The organism is Paenibacillus rhizosphaerae, from assembly GCF_014192015.1.
Lineage (GTDB): Bacteria > Bacillota > Bacilli > Paenibacillales > Paenibacillaceae > Paenibacillus_AQ > Paenibacillus_AQ rhizosphaerae.
The window spans coordinates 74,841-94,934 of record NZ_JACHXJ010000006.1; the positions used below are offsets into that span (position 1 = coordinate 74,841).

Here is a 20,094-nt window from a genome sequence, read left to right on the forward strand (position 1 = left end):
CATGTGGGTTCAAATATTTGCTGTCCTCCTTCTCCTCGTCTGCATGTATCTGGTTTTTCAACATCGCCATTTGCTGCAGGAAATCAAAAGGATAACCGGAACGACCGAAGCAATCCGAGCAGGCAATCTTAACTTGCGTTATCGTTTGCATAGGTCACGGAAGCCTGTTCAAGACTTGGGCGGAGAATTGAACCGTCTGCTGGATGATGTTCAGCAGACGTTTGAGCGCACTCAATTTTTGGAGGATGAACGCAAGCGAATGATCGCGAGCATTTCGCATGATCTTCGAACGCCGTTAACTTCCCTGCTGGGATATATGGAAGCCTTGCGAGATGACATGACACTGACTGCCGAAGAAAAACGCAGCTTTATCGGTATCGCCTCTGACAAGGGAGATGCCTTACTCGAAAGACTCCAGGAGTTTTTTGAACTGGCCAAACTGGAAGCGGATGATTCGCCAGCCGAGCTTCATAAAATGAACTTGACTGACATCGTGCAGGAAGTTTTGCTCGGATTTTATCCGGATTTTCAAAAAGCGGGGCTAACACCCACGTTGAGGATACCGGACTCTCCCCAATACGTCAAAGGGGATCGGTTATATATCCGGCGCATTCTAGAGAACCTTGTATCAAATGCTTTGCGTTACGGCCAGGAGGGCAAGGAGATTGGCATTGCGATTCGGGAGGAAACGGACTTTGTCTGGGTAGATGTGTGGGATCGGGGCAAAGGGATTTCGTCTCAAGACCTGCCTCGCGTTTTTGAGCGCTTTTATACTGGAATGCCTTCAAGAAACGCTTCTCTCCGCGGTACCGGCCTGGGACTGACCATTACGAAAAATCTGGTTGAAAAACAAGGCGGTCAAATCAGCGTATCCAGCAAACCGGGCGAGAAAACCATGTTTTCATTCAGCCTGCTAAAAGATTAGATATCCGCTAGATCCACCACCTGAAATTTAAGAACTTTGTTAGAAATACGAAAAAGGTACGTTAGAACTCATCTGTATATTTGGCTTCAAAAGGAGGAGGCCAAATGAGAGTATTTGAAGTTGCGTTAATGATTGCGAATTTGCTTGCCTTGATTGTAGGCCTGAGGCAGAAAACGTCCAAGGCCATGATGTTAGGACTCGCGGGCCTTAATCTGTTTGCGCTTGCAGTCCACGGCGTCATCGAAGGACCCCGTTATCAAATGATGTTCTCGTACATGTTTGCTGTTCTTTTTACGGTCTACGCTTTAGCGAGAGCCGCGTTCAAGTTCCCGGAAACCAAAATCTTAAAAATTCTGAAGGGGTTTGCGATCGGTTTGTCCTTGATATTCCTCGCCATAACGGCCCTTATGGCATATGCTCTCCCCGTGTTTACACTCCCCAAGCCCACAGGCAGCTATGATGTAGGGGTTCAATATGTAGATCTGACGGATGAAGAGCGTCCCGAGCCTTTTTTGCAGGGATCGGCCAAAAAACGGGAATTAGCAGTTAAAATATACTATCCTGCGGCAAAGGATAAAACCAAGCCATATGCTGCTTATTTTCACGATTCTCCTGAATTGATAAAGATGTTCACCGCAGCCTACCGGATGCCTGATTTTATGTTCAGCCATCTGCGGCTAGTTCAAACCCATACGCAAGAAGGTCTGCCCGTATCGGATAAACAGGCGTACTATCCCGTTATTTTTTTCTCTCATGGCGCCGGTACGAACATGGAAGTGCATACTTCGCAATGCGAGGATTTGGCCAGTCATGGCTACATTGTCGTGGCCGTTAACCATACCTACGTATCGTCGGCAGCCGAGCTTCCCGGCGGAATCGTCACGGATCGGGACGCGACGGTAAATTTTGATCAAGGCGACCCTCGGGAAATTGTCGCCCACATTATGGCTGATGATGTCGGTTCGGTTATCGATAAGCTGGGTGAAATGAACGCTGGAACCATGGATTCGATCTTTGCCGGGAAGCTTAATCTCGATCAGATCGGCGTCATCGGCCATTCGCTGGGCGGCGCGGCGGCATATGATCTGGCATTGAACGATAGCAGAATCAAAGCCGCCATTAACCTGGATGGCTCGGTCTATACTGTCCCTGAGGACAAGAATCGCATCGCCCCTTTCTTAATGCTTGCCAATGATGAAATTGGCGTCCAGATGATCCAGAAGCATGAAGCCTCGATGAAAAAATTCGAGGATATGCCTGCTGAAGAGCAGGAAGCCGTGGCGTCAGCATATGGAAGTAAAGAATCCTATATCGATATTTATAAGAAGCAGGAGCAAGCGGCCGCTGGACTCGCCGAAACGTTGAAAGCATCGGGCAGCTTATATTCAATTGAAGGCAGCGCCCATATGAAATTTACGGATATCGGATTATTTATAGGTGCCGGATTTCACCGCTTCATTGGTATTCAAGGCAGCACCTCAGCCGCAGAATGTCTGGCGATCACCGAATCTGTGACATTGGCGTTTTTCAATCAGCATTTGAAGCATGAGACCGGAAATTCGCTCGGTTCCGTGCTTCGCCAATATCCGAAATTGCGTAAGGTCAAGCTGATGTGACATCAGCGACTGCCACTGCCGTATTGAATGCGGTCTGAACGGTTAAGGAGGACAGCTTGTGAGCACTATTTTGCGAACCAGCCGGCTAACCAAACGTTATGGCGGGAAAACGGTTGTCAGCGATGTAAATATGACGATTATACCCGGGGATATTTACGGTTTCCTGGGTCAGAACGGAGCGGGGAAAACGACAACGTTACGGATGATTATGGGGTTAATCCATCCCTCCTCAGGAGAAGTTGAATTATTCGGTAAGCCGCTACACGGCAACAAGGGCGAGGCGATGGAACGGATCGGTGCCATCATCGAGTATCCGGGGTTCTATCTCAATCTGAACGCGGCGGATAATTTGGAGATCCACCGGCGCCTGATGGGCATGGGCAACCGGGAAAGCATAGACGATGCGTTGGCGGCCGTCGGGCTGCTTGACGCCAAGCATCAAAAGGTCAAACAATATTCGCTCGGAATGAAACAGCGGCTTGGTATTGCCCGCGCCTTGCTGCATCACCCCGAACTCCTGATCTTGGACGAGCCGACGAATGGTCTGGACCCCGTGGGAATGAAGGAAATGCGTCAGCTCTTCCTGGAGCTGGTCCGTAAACGGGGCATCACGTTTCTGATATCCAGCCATTTGCTCAGCGAAATCGAGCAGTTGTCCAACAAAATCGGCATTATCCACAAAGGAAGGATGCTGGAGGAAATCGACTATGAATCGCTGCAAAGAAAGACCCGGCACTATCTCGACATCAAAGTGACGGACGAGAAGAAAGCAGCCTTTATTTTGGAGCAAAAGCTGGGAACGACCGACTACGTCGTAGCGGGGTCAGGTGGCCTGCGGCTTTACGAGCACCTTGATGAGCCGGATCGGGTCAGTTTGCTGCTGGCCGAGGGCGGGGTCGGCATCAAAGAGATGGTTCTGTCGGGAGACAGCCTGGAGGAATATTTTTTGAAGCTGACGGGGGGCGATAAATTTGCTTAATGTGCTGCTGACGGAAATCATGAAGCTAAAAAACACCAAAATGCACTGGCTGATTCTGCTTGGCGCCATCCCGGCAAACCTTGTTACGTTGTATGCGTTTCTGCCGAGAGTCACTCCTGAAGGCACTCGTGCAGGAATCGATCTTCAGGATATGTTTTATCGGCAGGGAATGGTGATCACCATCTTGGGGCCGTTCATGTTCGCACTAATGACAGGCTATATCATCTCGCGCGAATATCAGGAACGCACGATCAATCAGCTGTTCTCCTATCCCGTCTCTCGAACAAAAATTCTTTTTGCGAAGCTGGGGGCCGTCGTGGTGCTGATCTTCACAACCTCGCTCCTCTCATGCATTATGGTAACCGCGACCGGCGTAATCATGTCTTTTACGAAACCGGTCGAAATGGAGGTTCTCTGGTCAGGCATCCGAATGAATATGCTGGCAGGCCTCCTGGCGCTCGGTACGATTCCTGTATCAGCAGCGTTAAGCATGATCGGCACAAGCGTGATTCCTTCGACGGTTCTGGGTGCATTTGCCACCATCGTAACCCTCATCGGAGAAATGGGACATGGCATGAGGAACATCCTGTTTCCATGGGCGATGCCGTATTGGCCGGTACGGGAGCTGGCCCAAGGACTGGCGGAAAGCGGCCCGAATCCTTATGCAGTGCCTGGTATGACCATACTTGCGGTTACTTTTATGGTATCGCTCGTATTTTGCATCGTTTATTACGAGAAAGCGGAAATTCACAGCGGTTCGTAGTGCAGCGCCTTTCCCAGCCCATTACTTTTCCCCCATATAGGAAAAAAGACGCCTCCAAAGCCAATCCGGCCTGAAGGCGTCTTTCCGTTCACTCTTTTCATTCCGCTCGCCCGGTTGACAGCCGCCTGGCAGTCTACAACCGGCCAGCAAGCTCCATCAGCAAGATAGTCCGCAACCTGCCGCCAGTTACTCCGAACCCTGATCCCAGCTTACTCCACCGCCGTTACCCGGTACAGCAGGCTGTCAAAATCGCCCCGCAGCGGCAGCTCGACCCCGACGTTCATCAGCGCGCGGCCGCTCCAGCTGCCGGGCAGCCCCTCGATGGCGTACGCCCGGTCCGCCTGCAGCCCCTGCAGGCGCAGCCGCGGCAGCGGTTCGCCGAGGCGCTGCGAATGCAGGAAGGCGAACACGACGCTGTCCGTGCCGGCTTCATCGACGTACTGCACGGCGGTGACGCCCTTGTGTTGAAGATCGGCCAGGCGGTACTGGCTGCCGAACTGCACTAGCGGGCGGATCGCCTTGTACTGGCGGATGAAATCGCCGGACTGCTCGATCAGCTCGTCGCTCCACTCGTTCAGATTGGAGCCGATGCCGAGCGTGCCCATCATCGCGCTGTGGAACCGGTACTTCAGGGACACGTTCCGCTTGTTCATGCCCGTCGGCGACTCCGTCACCCAGCAGGTCATCATCCGCGGCGCATACGTGTACGAGAAGCCCTCCTGGATGCTTAAGCGGTCAAACGCGTCGGTATTGTCGCTCGGCCAGGACTGGTCGGCATACCGAAAAATGCCGAGATCGATCCGTGCGCCGCCGCCCGCGCATGTCTCGAATTCCACCTGCGGGAACCGTCGCCGCAGCTCGGCCCAAATCTCGTACAGGCTCTGGACGTGGCGGATCCACAGCTCCTTCTGCCGGTGCAGCGGATGGTCCTTCATGCCCGGCTCGGTAACCGTACGGTTCATGTCCCATTTAATGAACTTGATGCGGTGGTTCTGCAGCAGCTCGGTCATGAACTGAAGGATATACGCCTTGACCTCCGGCTTCGAAATGTTCAGCAGCAGCTGGTTGCGCAGCTCCGTCCGCGGCCGCGTCTCAAAATGGTACACCCAATCCGGGTGCGCCCGGTACAAGTCGCTGTCCGGATTGACCGCTTCCGGCTCGACCCAGATGCCGAACTCCATGCCGAGATCGTGAACCTTGCCGATCAGCTCGCCCAAACCGTTCGGAAACTTCTCCTTATTCACGTACCAGTCGCCAAGCCCGGCCCGGTCATGGTTCCGCTGGCCGAACCAGCCGTCGTCGACGACGAACAGCTCGACGCCCATCCGCGCCGCCCGCTCGGCCAGGGCCATCTGGTCCGCGGCGTTCACGTTGAAATACGTCGCCTCCCAGGAGTTGTACAGCACCTTGCGCGGCTCACGGCCAGGCAGCACGTACGCGTACTGGTACTGATGCAGATTCCGGCTCATGCCGCCGAAGCCGCCGGCCGTGTACCCGCCGACAAACCAAGGCGCGTCGAATGACTCGCCGGCGCCCAGCACCCACTCGCTGTCAAAATCGTTGATCCCGCCGGTCACCCGGACATGATTGAACACCGTTTTCTCCGCGGTAATCTTCCAGTTGCCGCTCCAGGCGAGCGCCCCGAACCAGACGCGGCCGTCCGTTTCCGTGGCCAAGCCTTCGTCGACGGCAAACCACGGGTTGGCATGGCTGTCGGTAAAGCCTCTGCGCGACTCCAGCACCTTTTTCCCCTCACTCAGCACGTTGCGGCGAAGCTGAAATTCGCCCGACCATTTGCCTGTCACATGCGTCAGCCGGTAATCCCGCAGATCCGGCAGGCTCCACGCTGCCGATTGGACACTCTCAAGGACGATGTCGTCCCCGCCGGTATTGACGATGCGCGCGGAACGCTCAATCAGGTCATATTCCGGGATGACCCGGTACAGCAGATGGGCCTCCAGCGGGTAGACCCGGTCCTTCAGCACAATGACCAGCGTCTGCCGGCCGTCCTCCTCGCGGATTTCATGGCGCACATAGCCGGCCGAAAGATCCCGGACGCCGTCCGGCATGCGCACCTTCAAGGAAGGCTCGTTATAGTTGACCCCGCCCCAGAAGCTGTACTCCTCGGCCTCCATATCCACTTCGGCGTCAAAGGAGCTGTGCGACTGCCCTCGCAGCAGCGGCGCACAGTCTTCGATCGTGACAGGCTCGCCCCAATACAGATGCTGCAGCCGGTCCCGTTCATTGATCCCGAACACGTAGGAGCTGCGCTGTGTATGAATCGCAAAGATCCGTTGTTTTTCTTCAAACTCAAACTGAATGTCTACATTTCCCATCGTCCCTCATCCTTTACCGTTTGAAAATGAATCGTTCCCGCTAACTTCGGACACGCAAGCTATCACGGCCCGCGTCCCGGCAAAAAAGGGAGGCCAAAGACAAAGGCCGTCTTCTCCTCCCCCGCTTGCGTTATTTAGACTCCGTCCACAGCTGCTGGCGCTTCTTATAATTCTCGGTGTAGATTTTCTCCAGTTTGGAGAGGCCAGCCGCCTCGACTTCCTTCATCATTTGGTTGTACTGCTCGGTAACCTGCTCTTCGGTCGGAGCGAGGGCCATCTTCAGGAAATACTTGTTGATCGTATCGTTGACCTTCGTATCCATGATCGCTTCCGGCGTACCTCCCGCAGGTCCCAGGTTGTCGTACGGCGCCGTGTCGAACGAGGTATCGGCCAGGTTTTTGATCGCCAGGTCGGTCACCGGATCGGACTGGAAGCGGCCGATCAGATCGTAAGGCGTGCCGTCGGAGCCCGGTCCGTTCTTAATCATCCACGTCCATTTGCGGATGCCCAACGTCCGGGAAGCCTCATCCCAGTTTTTCTTGAACGCATCAAGCACTTCCGGACGCGGCACATGCTTGCCGTCTTTCATGTCCCAATCCTTGCCTTCTACACCCCACATCAGGAGATACTGACCTTCCTCGCTGGCCAGGAAGTCCAGCAGCTTCATCGTGCGCTCCGGATCCTTGTTCGAGCGGGTGATAGCTACGCCGTCCCAGCCCAGGGAGCTCTTCGGACCATACGTCGTCTGGTCGGCGCTCACGCCCGGAGCCAGCACTTTATATTGATAGAACTGATGCTCGTCGGCTTTGGCCGGATCGGACGCTTCCGATTTCAGCAGCGAGTTGGCGTTGCCCACGTTCCACAGCGCTTCCGCCGTGGCAAACACGTTGCCGCCCGCCAGCTTTTGCTCGAACTGCTTCGTCTTCATCGTCGCCCATTCCTTGTCGAGCAGCCCTTTGCGGTACAAGGAGTTCAGGAATTTCACCATCTCCAGGTAACGGGGATCACGGATGTCCTTCTTCAGCTCGCCGTTCGTTTCATAATATGGCATCATGCCGAACATCCCTTTGAAGGTGCCGGTTACGCTGCCGATATTTTCGCCGTTCAGCGTCATCGGGATGGATTCCTTGCCGTCGATCGTCGGATATTTCTCCTTGAACTTCACCAGGAGGTTCTCGAACTCTTCCGCCGTAAACGGCTCGCCATTGTTCACTTTATCCCCGACGCCGAGCTCCTTCATGATGTCCATACGCATCATAAACCCGAAGACCGGGTACTTCTCCAGGCCGTACCAGTTGGCGAAATAATAGTTTTTTCCGTCGTCGTTTTTCGTTTTGGCCAGGGTGTCGCCGTACATTTCCTTAATGTGCGGACCATACTTATCCATTAGATCGTTCAGCGGAATAATCGCGCCCGATGAAATATACTTGTTCATGATGTCACTGCCGCGGTCCAGCATGACGACATCCGGCAGGTCGCCGCTCGCCAGCATCAGGTTCAGCTTCTCCACCGGGTTGCCGGTCGGCTGCTGGATTTCGACCGTAACGCCGGTCTTTTCCGTAATCGCCTTGGCCACCGGGTTGTTGAACGCATCCCCCGTATTTTTATCGAACCACGTCAGCGTGATCGGCGCATTGCTGTCCGCGGCCGCGCCCTTGTCATCGCTGGATGCCGCTTTCTCGCCGCCTCCGCCGCCGCAGCCGGTAAGCGCTGTCATGACGAGGGCTGCCGCGAGAATCCCTTTGATCGTTTTCATTGCCTGAACCCCTTTCTGAAGTCGTCATATTCTTGTTCCCGAATACATGTCTAATTGTAAAAACGGGGAGTTCAATTAGCTATAACGCAATATTACAATTCATAATGGAAAACGTCTTTCATCATTTCAAAGCGGCTTCTCATCCCGGTGCTTTTGCGGCAGACAGAGGCGGATCGAGCGGTATCCGGATTGTGACAGCGGTGCCGATTCCCGGTTTGCTGAACATGGACACCCCGTATTCCCCGCCATAAGTGAGCTTGATGCGGTCATCCACGTTTTTGATCCCATACCCGGAGGCTCCGGAAGAAGTGTCGCTCTTCTGCAACGCCTGGTCCAGCTGCTCCGCCGTCATCCCGGCGCCGTCATCAATGACCTGCAGCAGCATGTCATGCCCGTCCCGCTTCAGCTTGACGTTAATATTAACGCCTGACTCGTCCCACATCGCATGGTTGATGCAGTTCTCGATAAAAGGCTGCAAAATCAGCTTGATCGTTGTCCGCTGGAACAGCTCCTCATCGAGGTCGTAGTGCATATGCAGCTTGTCCCGGAAGCGGATGTCCTGAATCGCTACATAATTTTTGACGAGATTGATTTCCTGCTCCACCAGAATGATCCGCTTGCCCTTGTTCAGCGACACCCGGTAATATTTGGCCAAATAGTTGACCATGCGGTAGACCTGCCCCGCCCCCTCTTTCAAGGCCAGCGAAGAGATCGACGACAGCGTATTGTACAGGAAATGCGGATTGATCTGCGCCTGCAGCGTATTCAGCTCCGATTCCTTCATGGCGATTTCCTTCATGTACACGTCCTGGATCAGATTCTGGATCGTTGAGGCCATTTTATTGAAGGCAAAGGACAGCTGGCCGATCTCGTCATGTCCCATCGGTTTGATGGATAGGCGGAAGTCACCCCGTTCTACCTTGCGGATCTGCTGCAGCAGCACTTCGATCCGTTTGGTCAGCACCTTGGTGGTGAAATACAGCAGCAGAATGGCAATGCTGATCGTGATCGCGGAGAACCAGATAATTTTTCCCGTAGCCTTGTTCGTGTTGGACAGCAGCTCGTCATACGGCACGGTAATGACCGTACTCCAGCCGTTGCTCAGCTTGTTATAGGTGAAAAAGCGCTCCTGCCCGTTCAGCTTCAAGTCAAAATGGCCCGATTTCCCGCTCAGCTCGTTCTGAATGGGATAGAGATCGTACAGCAGGCTGGAAGCCAGGTTCTGATCCCCCGTGCTGATGATCCTTCCGTTTTCGTCAATAATATAGACGCTTTTGTTGTTGTTTTCCATCTTAATGAGGGAATACAGCTCGTTGTCGCTAATGTCCAGCGTTAAAATACCGTAGGGATGCTGGAGGCTAAAATAGCTCAGCGAACGGGCCAGCGTAAAATGTGCATCCGGCGCAGTGTAGTCGTCCGTATGGGTATAGACGGTGCTTCCGGCGGCTTTCAGCGCCTTTTCCTTGATGTCCGCCGGCAGCTCCTCCATATATTTTACGTACTGGCCGTCGGAGTACAGCGTTTTGTTTCCGGTAAAGATCGTGATGTTCTGAATGTTGGAATTCAGCGTCATCAGCGAGGGCAGCGTGCGGTTGATGTATTGAAAAGCGTCCAAATAATAAAACGCCTGCTCGTAATCCGTCGATAAATAATTGCGCAGCTGGGCATCCATGTACAAAATATTCGACAGCTGGTTATAGTAATCCAGCCGCTTCTCCACGTTGGTATTGATCTGGGCCAATGTCACATTGAGCGCGGTATACGTCTGCTTCGTAATCGTGCTGCGCGTCGACGTATACGAATAATAGATCAGGATGGAGAACGGCAGAATAATGACGATCAGAAAGATGAGGAAAAATTTGTGCCGCAGGCGCGGGCGGGCAAGCCTGCCTGTCCGGATGAACGGAATGCGCACGGCGAGTTTATCCCAGAAGGAGATGTTTTCGGTATTCATTCGGCGTGACTCCTTGGTTTTTCACGAATAAGGAAATAAAGTAGGACGTGCTCTCGTAACCCACCATCTGGGCGATGTCCTGCACCTTCAGCGATTCGTCAGCCAGGTAGCTCTTGGCCTTGTCGAGGCGGATTTGGGTCAGGTAGTCATGAATCGTCATCCCCGTTTTCTCTTTAAAAATGGAGCGCAGGTAGTTCGGCGACAGGTACACCTGGTCCGACAGGCTGTTAATCGTAATCGGCTGATGGAAGTTCTGGTCGATCATCGTCCGCACCTGATGCACCAGCTTGGCGTTCTTGTCCGCAAACCGCTGCCGGACCGAATCCGCCGCCTGCTTGGCGTAGTCCATCACCAGCGCTTCAATCTCGTAAATGGTTTGACATCCGTAGACGGTATGGTACAGCTCCGCACGCTTATGGCTTTCCACAATCGGCTCGTGAATGTGCTCCAGCAGGTGCTCGATCCAGCCGATGGCCGCACCGCACACTACGTTTTTTATAACCCTCAGCGCCACCAGCTTGGCGATATGTTCCCCTAAAATCTCACCTGCCCGCTCCAAATCATGCCCGTCGAGCGCCTCCGTCCATTCCTTCTCCGCAAGCGCGGTTACCTCACCACCCTTGGGCTGCTGAACGTCCTCCGGCCCGATCACTTTTCCCTTTCCCGTGTAAAACAGCTCCGCCAATATGACCCGTGTTTGCCGATACAGCGCCTGAATCCCCGGCAGCGGTTCCTCCTGCGGCGCCGTGGCGATCGTTACCGTAAAATGCAGCGACTGCCGGATTCGCTCCAGCAGATCGGTCCAGCCATACTCGCCCGGCTTGCTCGCAGCGCCCATAAAAAGCCCCATCTCGCCTTCCTTGAACTGAACGATGTCGGCGTCCATTCGTTTTTCGGCCAGCCATTCCCCGATCAGCTCGGATACCTGGCTGCAGCCGTCCTCCACGGAAACGCTTTGCGCTTCGGCGCTGATTCCGTCCAACTGCAGCAGGGCCAGCGCATACTTCTGCTCCTCCGGGTGGCGGGATAGCCGGCGGAAGCTGGCGGCCAGATTTCCGGTGCGCTCCGCATCGGATTCATGGACCAGCTCCTTCAAAATATGGGAGCGGGTCACGCGGATCGAACGGTTCTTCATCCGCACTTCCTCGCATTGATGCTTCACTTTTTCGATAACGCTTACAATCTCGCTGAGATCGAGCGGCTTGAGCAAATAACCGACGGCCCCCACATTCAAGGCCGATTTGACGTAATCAAATTCGTCATGCCCCGTCAGGAACACGATCTGCATCCAGTCGTAACGCTCCCGAATATGCCGCGCCAGATCCAGTCCGTTCATCAGCGGCATCTGCACGTCGGTCAGCACGATGTCGGGCTGAATCGCCTCGATCTTCTCCATGGCATCCCGCCCATTGACGGCCGTGCCCGCAACATAGAGCCCCATCTCTTCCCAGCGAATATAGTCCCTCATCATCTCAAGCTCCAGCTCTTCGTCATCCACCAGAAAAATGCTGTACATCGTCTACCCCTCCAGTCCCTTTTTGCTACATCTATTATAGTGGTTTCCCGTTACTTAACTACGGGTCCTCACAAATGTAAGTCATTTTCAAGCATCTTTCGTTACAATGCCATATCGACACTCTTTTTTTGCGGGTTTTATAATTTGAGTTAACTTAAGATGCGAGGTGCCCCCTATGAAAACCGAACTGGCTTTACAGAAAAGATCGGAGTTCCCGATCCCCCGGCGCAAGCTGTGGGTGACCGTCAAACAACAGAAGTATCTGTTCCTCATGATGCTGCCCGCGATCGTCTGGGCGCTCATCTTCGCTTATACGCCCATGGTGGGCCTGTACATGTCTTTTGTCAATTACCAGCCGACACTGGGCGGCTTCTGGCATACGCTGTTTCACAGCGAATTTGTCGGATTCAAGTGGTTCCAGTACTTTTTCAACAACGGCGACTTTCTCATCGTCATGCGCAACACGCTGGCGTCGACCTTAATTACATTGCTGTTCTCATTTCCGATGCCAATCCTCATTGCCATCGCCATCAACGAAATCCGCGGCGTTCGCTTCAAAAAGACCGTGCAGACCGCATCGTATCTGCCTTATTTTATTTCCTGGGTTATCGCGGCCAATATTATCGTGACGCTGCTGTCCTCGGACGGCGCCATCAACGGCATATTGAAGTTCCTGCACATTACGCGTGAGAGCGTTTTATTCCTGCAGCACGGCTCCTACTTCTGGTGGATCGTCGCCATCGGCAATACGTGGAAGGACATGGGTTACAACTCGATCATGTATCTGGCCGCCATCTCCTCCATTAATCAGGAGCTGTACGAAGCCGCCAAGGTCGATGGTGCCAGCCGCTTCAAGCAGATCCGCTATATCACGCTGCCGCACCTGAAGCCGACGATCGTCATTTTGCTGATCCTTGCCCTCGGCGGTATTCTAAATGCCGGCTTTGACCAGCACTTCCTGCTCGGCAACGATTTGACGCGCGACTACTCCGATGTGCTGTCGACCTATTCGTTCCGATATGGTATTCAGAACGGCATGTTCTCTTATGCTTCCGCCGTCGGTATGTTCAGCTCCGTCGTCGCTTTTATCATCGTCATCATCGTCAACGGCATCGCCAAGCGGCTCAACGGCCAGTCCTTATTCTAATCGACCCGGGAGGTTTACGATATGAAAAACAGCAAAACGGTCCCCGAGCATCTGTTCGATGCCTCACTGTACGTCTTTTTGGCCATCATCTTCCTGGCGACGTTCTACCCGTTCTGGAACATCTTCGTCATTTCGCTAAACGACGCGACGGACACGCTAAAAGGAGGGCTGTATTTCTGGCCGCGCGTGCCGACCTTTGAAAGCTACATGACCATCTTTCGCAATCCGGAAATTTGGAGCGCCATCAAAATCACCGTGCTGCGGACGGTCGTCGGCACCGCCGTGTCCATCTTCTGCATCTCCATGCTGGCCTACGCGCTCAGCAAACGGAACCTGATCGGCTGGAAATACTTCTCCTTCTTCTTCGTGTTCACGATGTATTTCGGCGGCGGCCTGATTCCAACCTATATGGTCATCAAATCCGTCGGGCTGATCGATTCGTTCTGGGTCTATATTTTCCCCGGCCTGATCGGCGTGTTTCTGATGATTCTGGTCCGGACCTTTATCGAGCAGATCCCCGGCGAAATCGAGGAATCGTCCAGAATCGACGGCGCGAACGACCTGCAGATCTTTTTCCGCATCATCATGCCGCTCTGCGTTCCCGTGCTGGCTACCATCGGGCTGTTTCTGGCCATCGGCCACTGGAACTCGTGGTACGATTCCTACGTGTACACCTACAAGCCCGAGCTAAAGACGCTGCAGGCCGTGCTGGTGAAAATCCTGAACCAGTTCCAGACGGCCAGCATGATGTCCGACGCCCAGCAGCTGGCCCAAAGCTCCAAGCGCATCCCGGTCTCAAGCGAGAGCATCCGGATGGCGGTCACCATGGTCGCCACGCTGCCGATCATTCTGGTCTATCCTTTCGTGCAGCGGTACTTTGTGAAGGGGATCATGATGGGGGCGATCAAGAGCTGAGGAAGGACTGGGTGTGCGCGGGAAGGCTAAACATAGTGTGGTAAGTCTGTGAAATGGCTTGGCTATGGCCGGGCTGCCTTGGTGAGTGGCGAAACCCAGACGTTTGGCGCGTGGGGTGTTTTGGAGAAAACCCATGCATTTGGCGGGTGGGAGGAGCGGGATTGGGGTTTCAGCCGCTGTTGAGACCGGGTTCCTTGGATTGGATAAGGTGGTTGGAACCCGGTCTCAAAGGCGGCACGTAGACTTTCTACCCCAATTCCCGCCTCCTCTTGGAGCTACGTTTGCGGTAACTTCGACGTTTTTGAGGCCCTTCCCCATCCCTTGACGGGGAGGTAATAGGCTCGTTCCGGACGGCTTTGGCCGTGAACTCGCCTGAGATTGATCAGCGCCTGGCCCCTGGCCAGGCTGCTTTGATTTAGATACGAGAACTTGTGCTGAACTCGGAAACTACAGTATTTGGGGGAATGGCGGAACCCATACGTTTAGCGCGCAGGGTGAGTAGAAGAAACCCAGACCTTTGGCGCGTTGGAGGGGCGGGATTGGGGTTTCAGCCGCTGTTGAGACCGGGTTCCTTGGAATCGATAAGGTGGTTGGAACCCGCTCTCAAAGGCGGCATGTAGACTTTCCACCCCAATTCCCGCCTCCTCTTGGAGCTCCGTTTGCGGTAACTTCGACGTTTTTGAGGCCCTTCCCCATCCCTTGACGGGGAGGTAATAGGCTCGTTCCGAACGGCTTTGGCCGTGAACTCGCCTTGATTTGATCAGCGCCTGGCCCCTGGCCAGGCTGCTATGTTTTAGATACGAGAACTTGTGCTGAACTCGGAAACTACAGTATTTGGGGGAATGGCGGAACCCATACGTTTAGCGCGCAGGGTGAGTAGAAGAAACCCAGACCTTTGGCGCGTTGGAGGGGCGAGATTGGGGTTTCAGCCGCTGTTGAGACCGGGTTCCTTGGAATCGATAAGGTGGTTGGAACCCGCTCTCAAAGGCGGCACGTAGACTTTCCACCCCAATTCCCGCCTCCTCTTGGAGCTCCGTTTGCGGTAACTTCGACGTTTTTGAGGCCCTTCCCCATCCCTTGACGGGGAGGTAATAGGCTCGTTCCGAACGGCTTTGGCCGTGAACTCGCCTTGATTTGATCAGCGCCTGGCCCCTGGCCAGGCTGCTTTGTTTTGCTTAAGCCATTGTTTTATTCGGAGCAGCCGAAATCAACCATACCCTAAAATAACTCCTTTTTATTGAGTGCTTCCCTGAACCGGCTCGATTGGGCGTTTCGTTGGTTACAGCAGCAACTATAAATGCATCTAGGTCATACAAAATTGCGAATGACTTTGATGCCGCGGCTATTCGGAATCTATTTAAGTTGTGATCAGCAATTTGTCTTCTGGCTCTACCACAGTGAGGATAACAAGATTTGTCCTCCCTTAATGGACAATCCCATACTTTGTCTTACAAAAGAAGGACACGATACACTATATTCTCCTGCTGGCGTATCGACCAGAACATCCCTATATCTAGTTGCAATCTCGAATATTTTTACTATATATAGAAATCAACAGTTGGAAAAGATATGGTACCTGTGTCCACCATTTGAAAGACAAAATCTCAATTTGTTCATTATATGTAGACAGGCTAAAATAACTATGAACTCGCTTAATATCGCAAACCATTCTGCTATCCACTACACCCCATCGGTCCGGTCTTATAACGGAATGTTACCGGTAGTTGCGCCAGGAAAATTTCACCTGTGCTTGAGCAGCACGCTTTCCCTCTCATCTCCAAATTGTGGTAAAATATCAGTAATTACGGAATAGACGGCATACCGCCTGTCATGATCCATGCACTTCCTTTCTACCGATGATGTACCCACCACTAAAAAGGAGGACAATCATCATGAAGAAGCTGCTTGACCACTTGTAACGTGAACTTGTCGTCCGCTGGAATATCCGAATTCGTGGACCGCCTCGTGTGCGGCATAACCCAACCCCAAATTAACCATAAAAAAGGGAGGCTGTACCCGGGATGAGAAGCGAACGAGAAATGTTGGATTTGATATTGAATGTAGCCAAAAGCGACGAGCGCATTCGGGCCGTTGGGATGAACGGCTCGCGCACGAATCCCAATGCGCCGAAGGATGTTTTTCAGGATTACGATATTGTGTATGTCGTAACTGACGTGGGGTCTTTTATCCAAGATCCCGACTGGGTTAACGTATTCGGCGACCGGATCGTCATGCAAAAACCGGAGGAGATGAAGCTTATCCCTCCGTCTATGGACGGATTTTATCCGTATCTCATGCTGTTCACGGATGGCAACCGGATTGATCTGACCCTTTGCCCGATCGATAAAAAGCATCAATGGAACGGCGGCGACCGCTTGGCTGTGGTGCTGCTCGATAAAGACCAGAGCCTGCCGCAGCTGGCAGAGCCGACCGATCAGGCGTATTGGGTACAGCAGCCGACTGCCAAGCTATTTGCCGACTGCTGCAATGAGTTTTGGTGGGTCTCGCCTTACGCCGCCAAAGGCTTGTGGAGACAGGAGATCCTGTATGCGCTCGACCATTTGAACATCATCCGGGAGATGCTGGTCAAGATGCTCGAATGGCAGGCCGGCATCCTCACTGGGTTCTCCGTGAGCACCGGCAAAAACGGGAAGTACTTAAAGAGCTTCATTCCGGAGTCGAGCTGGGAACAGCTTTTGGCCACCTATCCAAGAGGCCAATACGAAGAAGCTTGGAGCGCGCTGTTTACTATGACCGACCTGTTCCGCAGCACGGCGCAAGAAGTGGCGGCGAAATTCGGCTTTGCCTATCCCAAGCAAGACGACCGCCGGGTGACGGCTTACCTGGAGCGCGTCCGAACATTGGAACCCGGGGCCGCCGAAATATTCCCGCCAGGTCGTGAGCCAGGTAAAGAAGCTTAGGTTTACAGTACATGCTATCGTTTTCCCGTGAACGAACGTGAATAACATCAAAAACCAGCCGGAGCCCTGACGGGGCTCGGCTGGTTTTTCTTTGGAGAGTGGTCTATGGCTCAAGTGTTACGGCCAGAGTGAGACATGCTATGCCCTTTTTAATGGCTCAGGATCCTCAGCACCTGCAGTCGCGTCCCCAGACTCGCCACGTCTTTTCTCCCGGTGTTTCTGACCTCCACCCTCAATTCGGCCGGTTCGAAACCACGGGCCAACATAACGATCACGGGCCGGTAGGCCGCGAGCGCCGCTTGCAGCCGCGAACGATTCCCTCCATGCCGCGGATCGACTCGCTGCGGTCCGTCCCGTCGTTGACGCTGAACTCGACGAACAGAAGATCGACCGGCCCGTGCTCGAGGACATGCTCCTGTAGCCGGTGTGCGCCGAAGGTCGAGTCGGTGCCGCCGACGCCGGCATTGATGCAGGTCACCCGCCCTGCGCCGTGCTGATCCTCGAGCCAGGCCTGGGTCAACGCCCGCCAGCTGGTACGTTCCGCGTCCGATGCTCCTGCTCCCTCCGTGATGGACCCGCCAAGGAAGGCGGCGGTTACGGGCAGTCCTTGGCGTATTTTATCCCGAAAACCGGGCAAACCGCCCGCGCATGAATCAAGGGTTGGGGATTAGCCTGAAGCGGCTTAGAATGCGACATGGTCCCCGGCCCCCGTTTCTTGCTGTCCTTGCCGTTCTTGCTGTCCTTGCCCCTCTTGCCGGGGTTCGGAGCTTTCGCCCGCCATTTCCCCTGTCACAAGCTCCATTTCCAGCCGGTTGACGAGTTCGATAAGCTGCATCGGTTCACTGATCGTGTAAGCGGGCTGCTCGGACTCGTCTGCAGGCGTATGGGGGTACCTTGGCGTCCAGCTTTGAAAAACGCTGATGATGCCGAGGGCGTTCGCGCCTTTGATATCCCTGCTTAGATTGTTGCCGACCATGACGGTGCGGGTAAAATCCGCTTCGGACCCGTTCAGCGCCCCAATCGCCGCTTTAAACATCCGCGGGCTCGGCTTGGTGGCTTTGATAAGTTCGGAAATAATGAGCGCCTCGAAATAATCGTGCAGGCGGTGCTGACTCAGCACGTTTTTGAAGGATTGGGCGTCTCCGTCAGCCACAAGCGCAAGCGTAAAGCCAAGCGAATGCAGCGTCTTCACCATCTCCGCCGCCCCCGGAATCAGGTCGGCGCTGACCACGATTCCGTCTTCATCACGAACCTCGGTAGACTCGTCCACCAGCGTATCCCCGCTGTCCAAAAAAACGATCAGTCTTTTCTTGTCGATGACGTCCATCTCCTTTATTCCTCGTTCTGTCCATCTGTCGGAGTTACCATGAAATGGACCGAATTCGCGGCCATTTCAACTCCGCTGCAGCGTTCCATCGTAAAAAGCCCGTCTGGGTACGGCCCATTAAAGAGCCCACGAGAATACATCTCATCTTTGCTGCCGTCCTTCGCTTCGAGCAGAATCTCGTTTCGGCAAAAGACAAGCCCTTCCGTACTCCGCGCCGACAGCAGCACGGCATGAGCCGTGCTGAACCGGTTGTCTTCGATCCGAATGTCACGGTGGACCGGTACGTCCGACGTGGAAGACTCATTCTCGGGAGCGATCCGGATCACGGGATGTCCCTCTCCGCCACAGTCGATAAATTGGTTGCCTACAATGCGCAAATCCGTGACGGCGCCTGATTCGTACCAGGAATTCGCATCGGCCGCGACCAGAACGGCGCTCATGTTCATGCGCTCAAACCTGTTGTCCTGTATAACCACCTTCCGTGGCGACGATGCCAATATGCCCCGGGTCGGTATTCTGGCAAAATGGTTCCTCTCAATCACGACCTCCGGCGTCCACGTCACATTCTCGATGACATCATGCTCCCCATGCAATACTGGAGCCGGCTGCTCCAACGTCAGAAGAAACTCGCGGGCATCGATCATCTCAACGGCGGCAACCCGTCCGGAAGCATAGGACGCCAGACTGCGCGCATCGACAAAAGCGATTTCGTCTCCCGGAAAGAAGGCGCGGAATCCATACGTTTGCGGATGCATGAAACGAACCCGCACTTGATCGGGTGCTGGCTGTTCGATGATGCGGAGGTACGTGCCATGTACATTGACCGCGTCGTCATGGGCTCCGGCAAACCGGCTGTCCGTAATGGATACGCGACCCCGGCAGCCCGATAAATGGATAAAATCGGCGAAGCCCGCCACCGTTCTTCCCGTCTCAGGGCGCGGCGTCACATCCAGGTCGGCGAAAGTCAAATCCGCGCTAAACTGGCCGACGACGCCCAGCCCATGCATAAAATGAAGGCCCATGCCGTTCAGGCTGATCTTCTCGCATTCTACGATCAGTACACCGACCTGGTCACGAATACCGTCTCTCATTTGTACGGTCATTCCAGGCGAAACATGCGGAGCGTCTTCCTCCCCAAAATGAAACCGGAGGCGCCGGCTGCCGATTTCCTCCATGCGTTCAGCCCGTGACGGCCAATCTTCCACACGCCAGGTGGCGTTTTGGGCCAAGTCGCAGTGCTGAACCGGCCCTTCCCGGAACCTCCACCCTTCACCGGCCCAAGTGAGACGTCCGTCTTCCAGTTCATAATGTGAATCCGGATGCACGCAAACGTCGAGCTCATGATCTCCGCGCCGCTCCACCGTCATCTCGGTCACGGTCGGTACCGCATAGTCGAAGCGCAGGTTGCGGATTTCAATATCCGCGCAGCCGTCCAGCAGCAGCATCGTTTGTTTGCCGTGGATCACAAAAAGGGAGCCGTTCCCCTCCAGCGTAAGCCGGCGAAGTCCCTTCAGCAGCAGCGCGATCGTTTTCGTGACGTCCGGATTTTCCTCCTCGCTGGCTGTATTGGTAATATGATATGCTGCCTTGACAGCATGCTCCGGATAAAAATGATACGTTCCAAACGGTACATCCAAAACGACGGGACTGTCATGCGAACCGGCTGCCTCAAGCGCGAGCCGCATGGCTGCCCCTGCATTGGCCTGCAAGCCCTCAGCGTCGCCAAAGTCCGCCAGTGATATCATTTTGACCAGAGCCGGACCCCGATTTCCAGAATCAGTCATGCTTTGCTCCTTTCTATGCGTTGTCTGCCCATCATGGAATTACAATCGCAGCCCGTTTTGTTAAAATGAAAAAAACGCGGAAGATGCCAGTCTGTTATAGAACCGGCATCCCGCATAGGAGCCGGCAGGCCAAGCTGCCGGTTCCTTGTTCAATC

Annotated in this window: 14 protein-coding genes; 7 read left to right on the forward strand and 7 right to left on the reverse strand. The window is 54.2% G+C overall.

The genetic code is table 11. From position 1 onward, the window contains the following. The first annotated feature begins 1 nt into the window (after window position 1). The 4 genes from FHS19_RS28150 to FHS19_RS28165 all read left to right on the forward strand — a co-directional run bounded on the left by FHS19_RS28150 (window position 2) and on the right by FHS19_RS28165 (window position 4,283). Window positions 2–925, forward strand: a complete 924-nt coding sequence (locus FHS19_RS28150; RefSeq protein ID WP_183585409.1) for a sensor histidine kinase — start codon at window positions 2–4, stop codon at window positions 923–925. Between the two features lie 104 nt (window positions 926–1,029). After that, window positions 1,030–2,541 (forward strand): alpha/beta hydrolase family protein, encoded by a 1,512-nt coding sequence (locus FHS19_RS28155; RefSeq protein WP_183585411.1) that lies wholly within the window; start codon window positions 1,030–1,032, stop codon window positions 2,539–2,541. A 58-nt stretch (window positions 2,542–2,599) separates the two neighbouring features. Then, a complete protein-coding gene (locus tag FHS19_RS28160; protein WP_183585413.1) occupies window positions 2,600–3,520 on the forward strand; it encodes an ABC transporter ATP-binding protein in 921 nt (306 codons plus the stop codon). Between the two features lies 1 nt (window position 3,521). Beyond that, window positions 3,522–4,283 carry an ABC transporter permease gene (locus tag FHS19_RS28165; protein ID WP_312887373.1) on the forward strand — a complete coding sequence of 254 codons (762 nt, stop codon included), beginning with the start codon at window positions 3,522–3,524 and terminating at the stop codon, window positions 4,281–4,283. A 209-nt stretch (window positions 4,284–4,492) separates the two neighbouring features. On the opposite strand, the gene FHS19_RS28170 is transcribed toward FHS19_RS28165, so the two are convergent. The 4 genes from FHS19_RS28170 to FHS19_RS28185 all read right to left on the reverse strand — a co-directional run bounded on the left by FHS19_RS28170 (window position 4,493) and on the right by FHS19_RS28185 (window position 11,845). Then, window positions 4,493–6,619 carry an alpha-galactosidase gene (locus FHS19_RS28170; RefSeq protein WP_183585418.1) on the reverse strand — a complete coding sequence of 709 codons (2,127 nt, stop codon included), beginning with the start codon at window positions 6,617–6,619 and terminating at the stop codon, window positions 4,493–4,495. Between the two features lie 130 nt (window positions 6,620–6,749). Beyond that, the gene (locus FHS19_RS28175; protein ID WP_183585420.1) at window positions 6,750–8,375 is read right to left on the reverse strand and encodes an ABC transporter substrate-binding protein; all 1,626 of its coding nucleotides are present in this window, start codon (window positions 8,373–8,375) and stop codon (window positions 6,750–6,752) included. Window positions 8,376–8,514: 139 nt separating this feature from the next. Next, complete coding sequence (locus FHS19_RS28180; RefSeq protein ID WP_183585422.1) at window positions 8,515–10,329, reverse strand: cache domain-containing sensor histidine kinase; 1,815 nt, start codon at window positions 10,327–10,329, stop codon at window positions 8,515–8,517. Further along, window positions 10,298–11,845 carry a response regulator gene (locus FHS19_RS28185; RefSeq protein ID WP_183585424.1) on the reverse strand — a complete coding sequence of 516 codons (1,548 nt, stop codon included), beginning with the start codon at window positions 11,843–11,845 and terminating at the stop codon, window positions 10,298–10,300. Before FHS19_RS28185 ends, FHS19_RS28180 begins: the two co-directional genes overlap by 32 nt. Window positions 11,846–12,020: 175 nt before the next feature. On the opposite strand from FHS19_RS28185, the gene FHS19_RS28190 reads away from it, so the two are divergent. From FHS19_RS28190 to FHS19_RS28200, 3 genes are all read left to right on the forward strand, one after another. Next, window positions 12,021–12,992: an ABC transporter permease gene (locus FHS19_RS28190; protein ID WP_183585426.1), complete on the forward strand. Its 972-nt coding sequence runs from the start codon at window positions 12,021–12,023 to the stop codon at window positions 12,990–12,992. 21 nt (window positions 12,993–13,013) lie between these two features. Next, window positions 13,014–13,907 (forward strand): carbohydrate ABC transporter permease, encoded by an 894-nt coding sequence (locus FHS19_RS28195; protein WP_183585428.1) that lies wholly within the window; start codon window positions 13,014–13,016, stop codon window positions 13,905–13,907. 2,021 nt (window positions 13,908–15,928) lie between these two features. Beyond that, the gene (locus FHS19_RS28200) at window positions 15,929–16,828 is read left to right on the forward strand and encodes an aminoglycoside 6-adenylyltransferase (protein WP_183585430.1); all 900 of its coding nucleotides are present in this window, start codon (window positions 15,929–15,931) and stop codon (window positions 16,826–16,828) included. Window positions 16,829–17,099: 271 nt separating this feature from the next. On the opposite strand, the gene FHS19_RS28205 is transcribed toward FHS19_RS28200, so the two are convergent. Genes FHS19_RS28205 through FHS19_RS28215 form a run of 3 tightly spaced genes read right to left on the reverse strand, consistent with a single transcriptional unit; the run spans window position 17,100 to window position 19,939 of the window. Beyond that, on the reverse strand, window positions 17,100–17,465 hold the full coding sequence (locus tag FHS19_RS28205) for an SGNH/GDSL hydrolase family protein (RefSeq protein WP_183585432.1): 366 nt from the start codon (window positions 17,463–17,465) through the stop codon (window positions 17,100–17,102). Between the two features lie 45 nt (window positions 17,466–17,510). After that, window positions 17,511–18,155, reverse strand: coding sequence for an HAD family hydrolase (locus FHS19_RS28210; protein ID WP_183585434.1), 645 nt, complete (start codon window positions 18,153–18,155; stop codon window positions 17,511–17,513). Between the two features lie 5 nt (window positions 18,156–18,160). Beyond that, window positions 18,161–19,939, reverse strand: coding sequence for a right-handed parallel beta-helix repeat-containing protein (locus FHS19_RS28215; RefSeq protein ID WP_183585436.1), 1,779 nt, complete (start codon window positions 19,937–19,939; stop codon window positions 18,161–18,163). Between the last annotated feature and the right edge of the window lie 155 nt (window positions 19,940–20,094).

Bases quoted from the DNA above. Each gene is read 5' to 3' on its own strand.
- FHS19_RS28170 (WP_183585418.1), bottom strand. From the start codon at position 6,619: ATGGGAAATGTAGACATTCAGTTTGAGTTTGAAGAAAAACAACGGATC.
- FHS19_RS28210 (WP_183585434.1), bottom strand. From the start codon at position 18,155: ATGGACGTCATCGACAAGAAAAGACTGATCGTTTTTTTGGACAGCGGG.
- FHS19_RS28200 (WP_183585430.1), top strand. From the start codon at position 15,929: ATGAGAAGCGAACGAGAAATGTTGGATTTGATATTGAATGTAGCCAAA.
- FHS19_RS28180 (WP_183585422.1), bottom strand. From the start codon at position 10,329: ATGAATACCGAAAACATCTCCTTCTGGGATAAACTCGCCGTGCGCATT.
- FHS19_RS28215 (WP_183585436.1), bottom strand. From the start codon at position 19,939: ATGACTGATTCTGGAAATCGGGGTCCGGCTCTGGTCAAAATGATATCA.
- FHS19_RS28195 (WP_183585428.1), top strand. From the start codon at position 13,014: ATGAAAAACAGCAAAACGGTCCCCGAGCATCTGTTCGATGCCTCACTG.
- FHS19_RS28150 (WP_183585409.1), top strand. From the start codon at position 2: ATGTGGGTTCAAATATTTGCTGTCCTCCTTCTCCTCGTCTGCATGTAT.
- FHS19_RS28175 (WP_183585420.1), bottom strand. From the start codon at position 8,375: ATGAAAACGATCAAAGGGATTCTCGCGGCAGCCCTCGTCATGACAGCG.
- FHS19_RS28185 (WP_183585424.1), bottom strand. From the start codon at position 11,845: ATGTACAGCATTTTTCTGGTGGATGACGAAGAGCTGGAGCTTGAGATG.
- FHS19_RS28190 (WP_183585426.1), top strand. From the start codon at position 12,021: ATGAAAACCGAACTGGCTTTACAGAAAAGATCGGAGTTCCCGATCCCC.
- FHS19_RS28155 (WP_183585411.1), top strand. From the start codon at position 1,030: ATGAGAGTATTTGAAGTTGCGTTAATGATTGCGAATTTGCTTGCCTTG.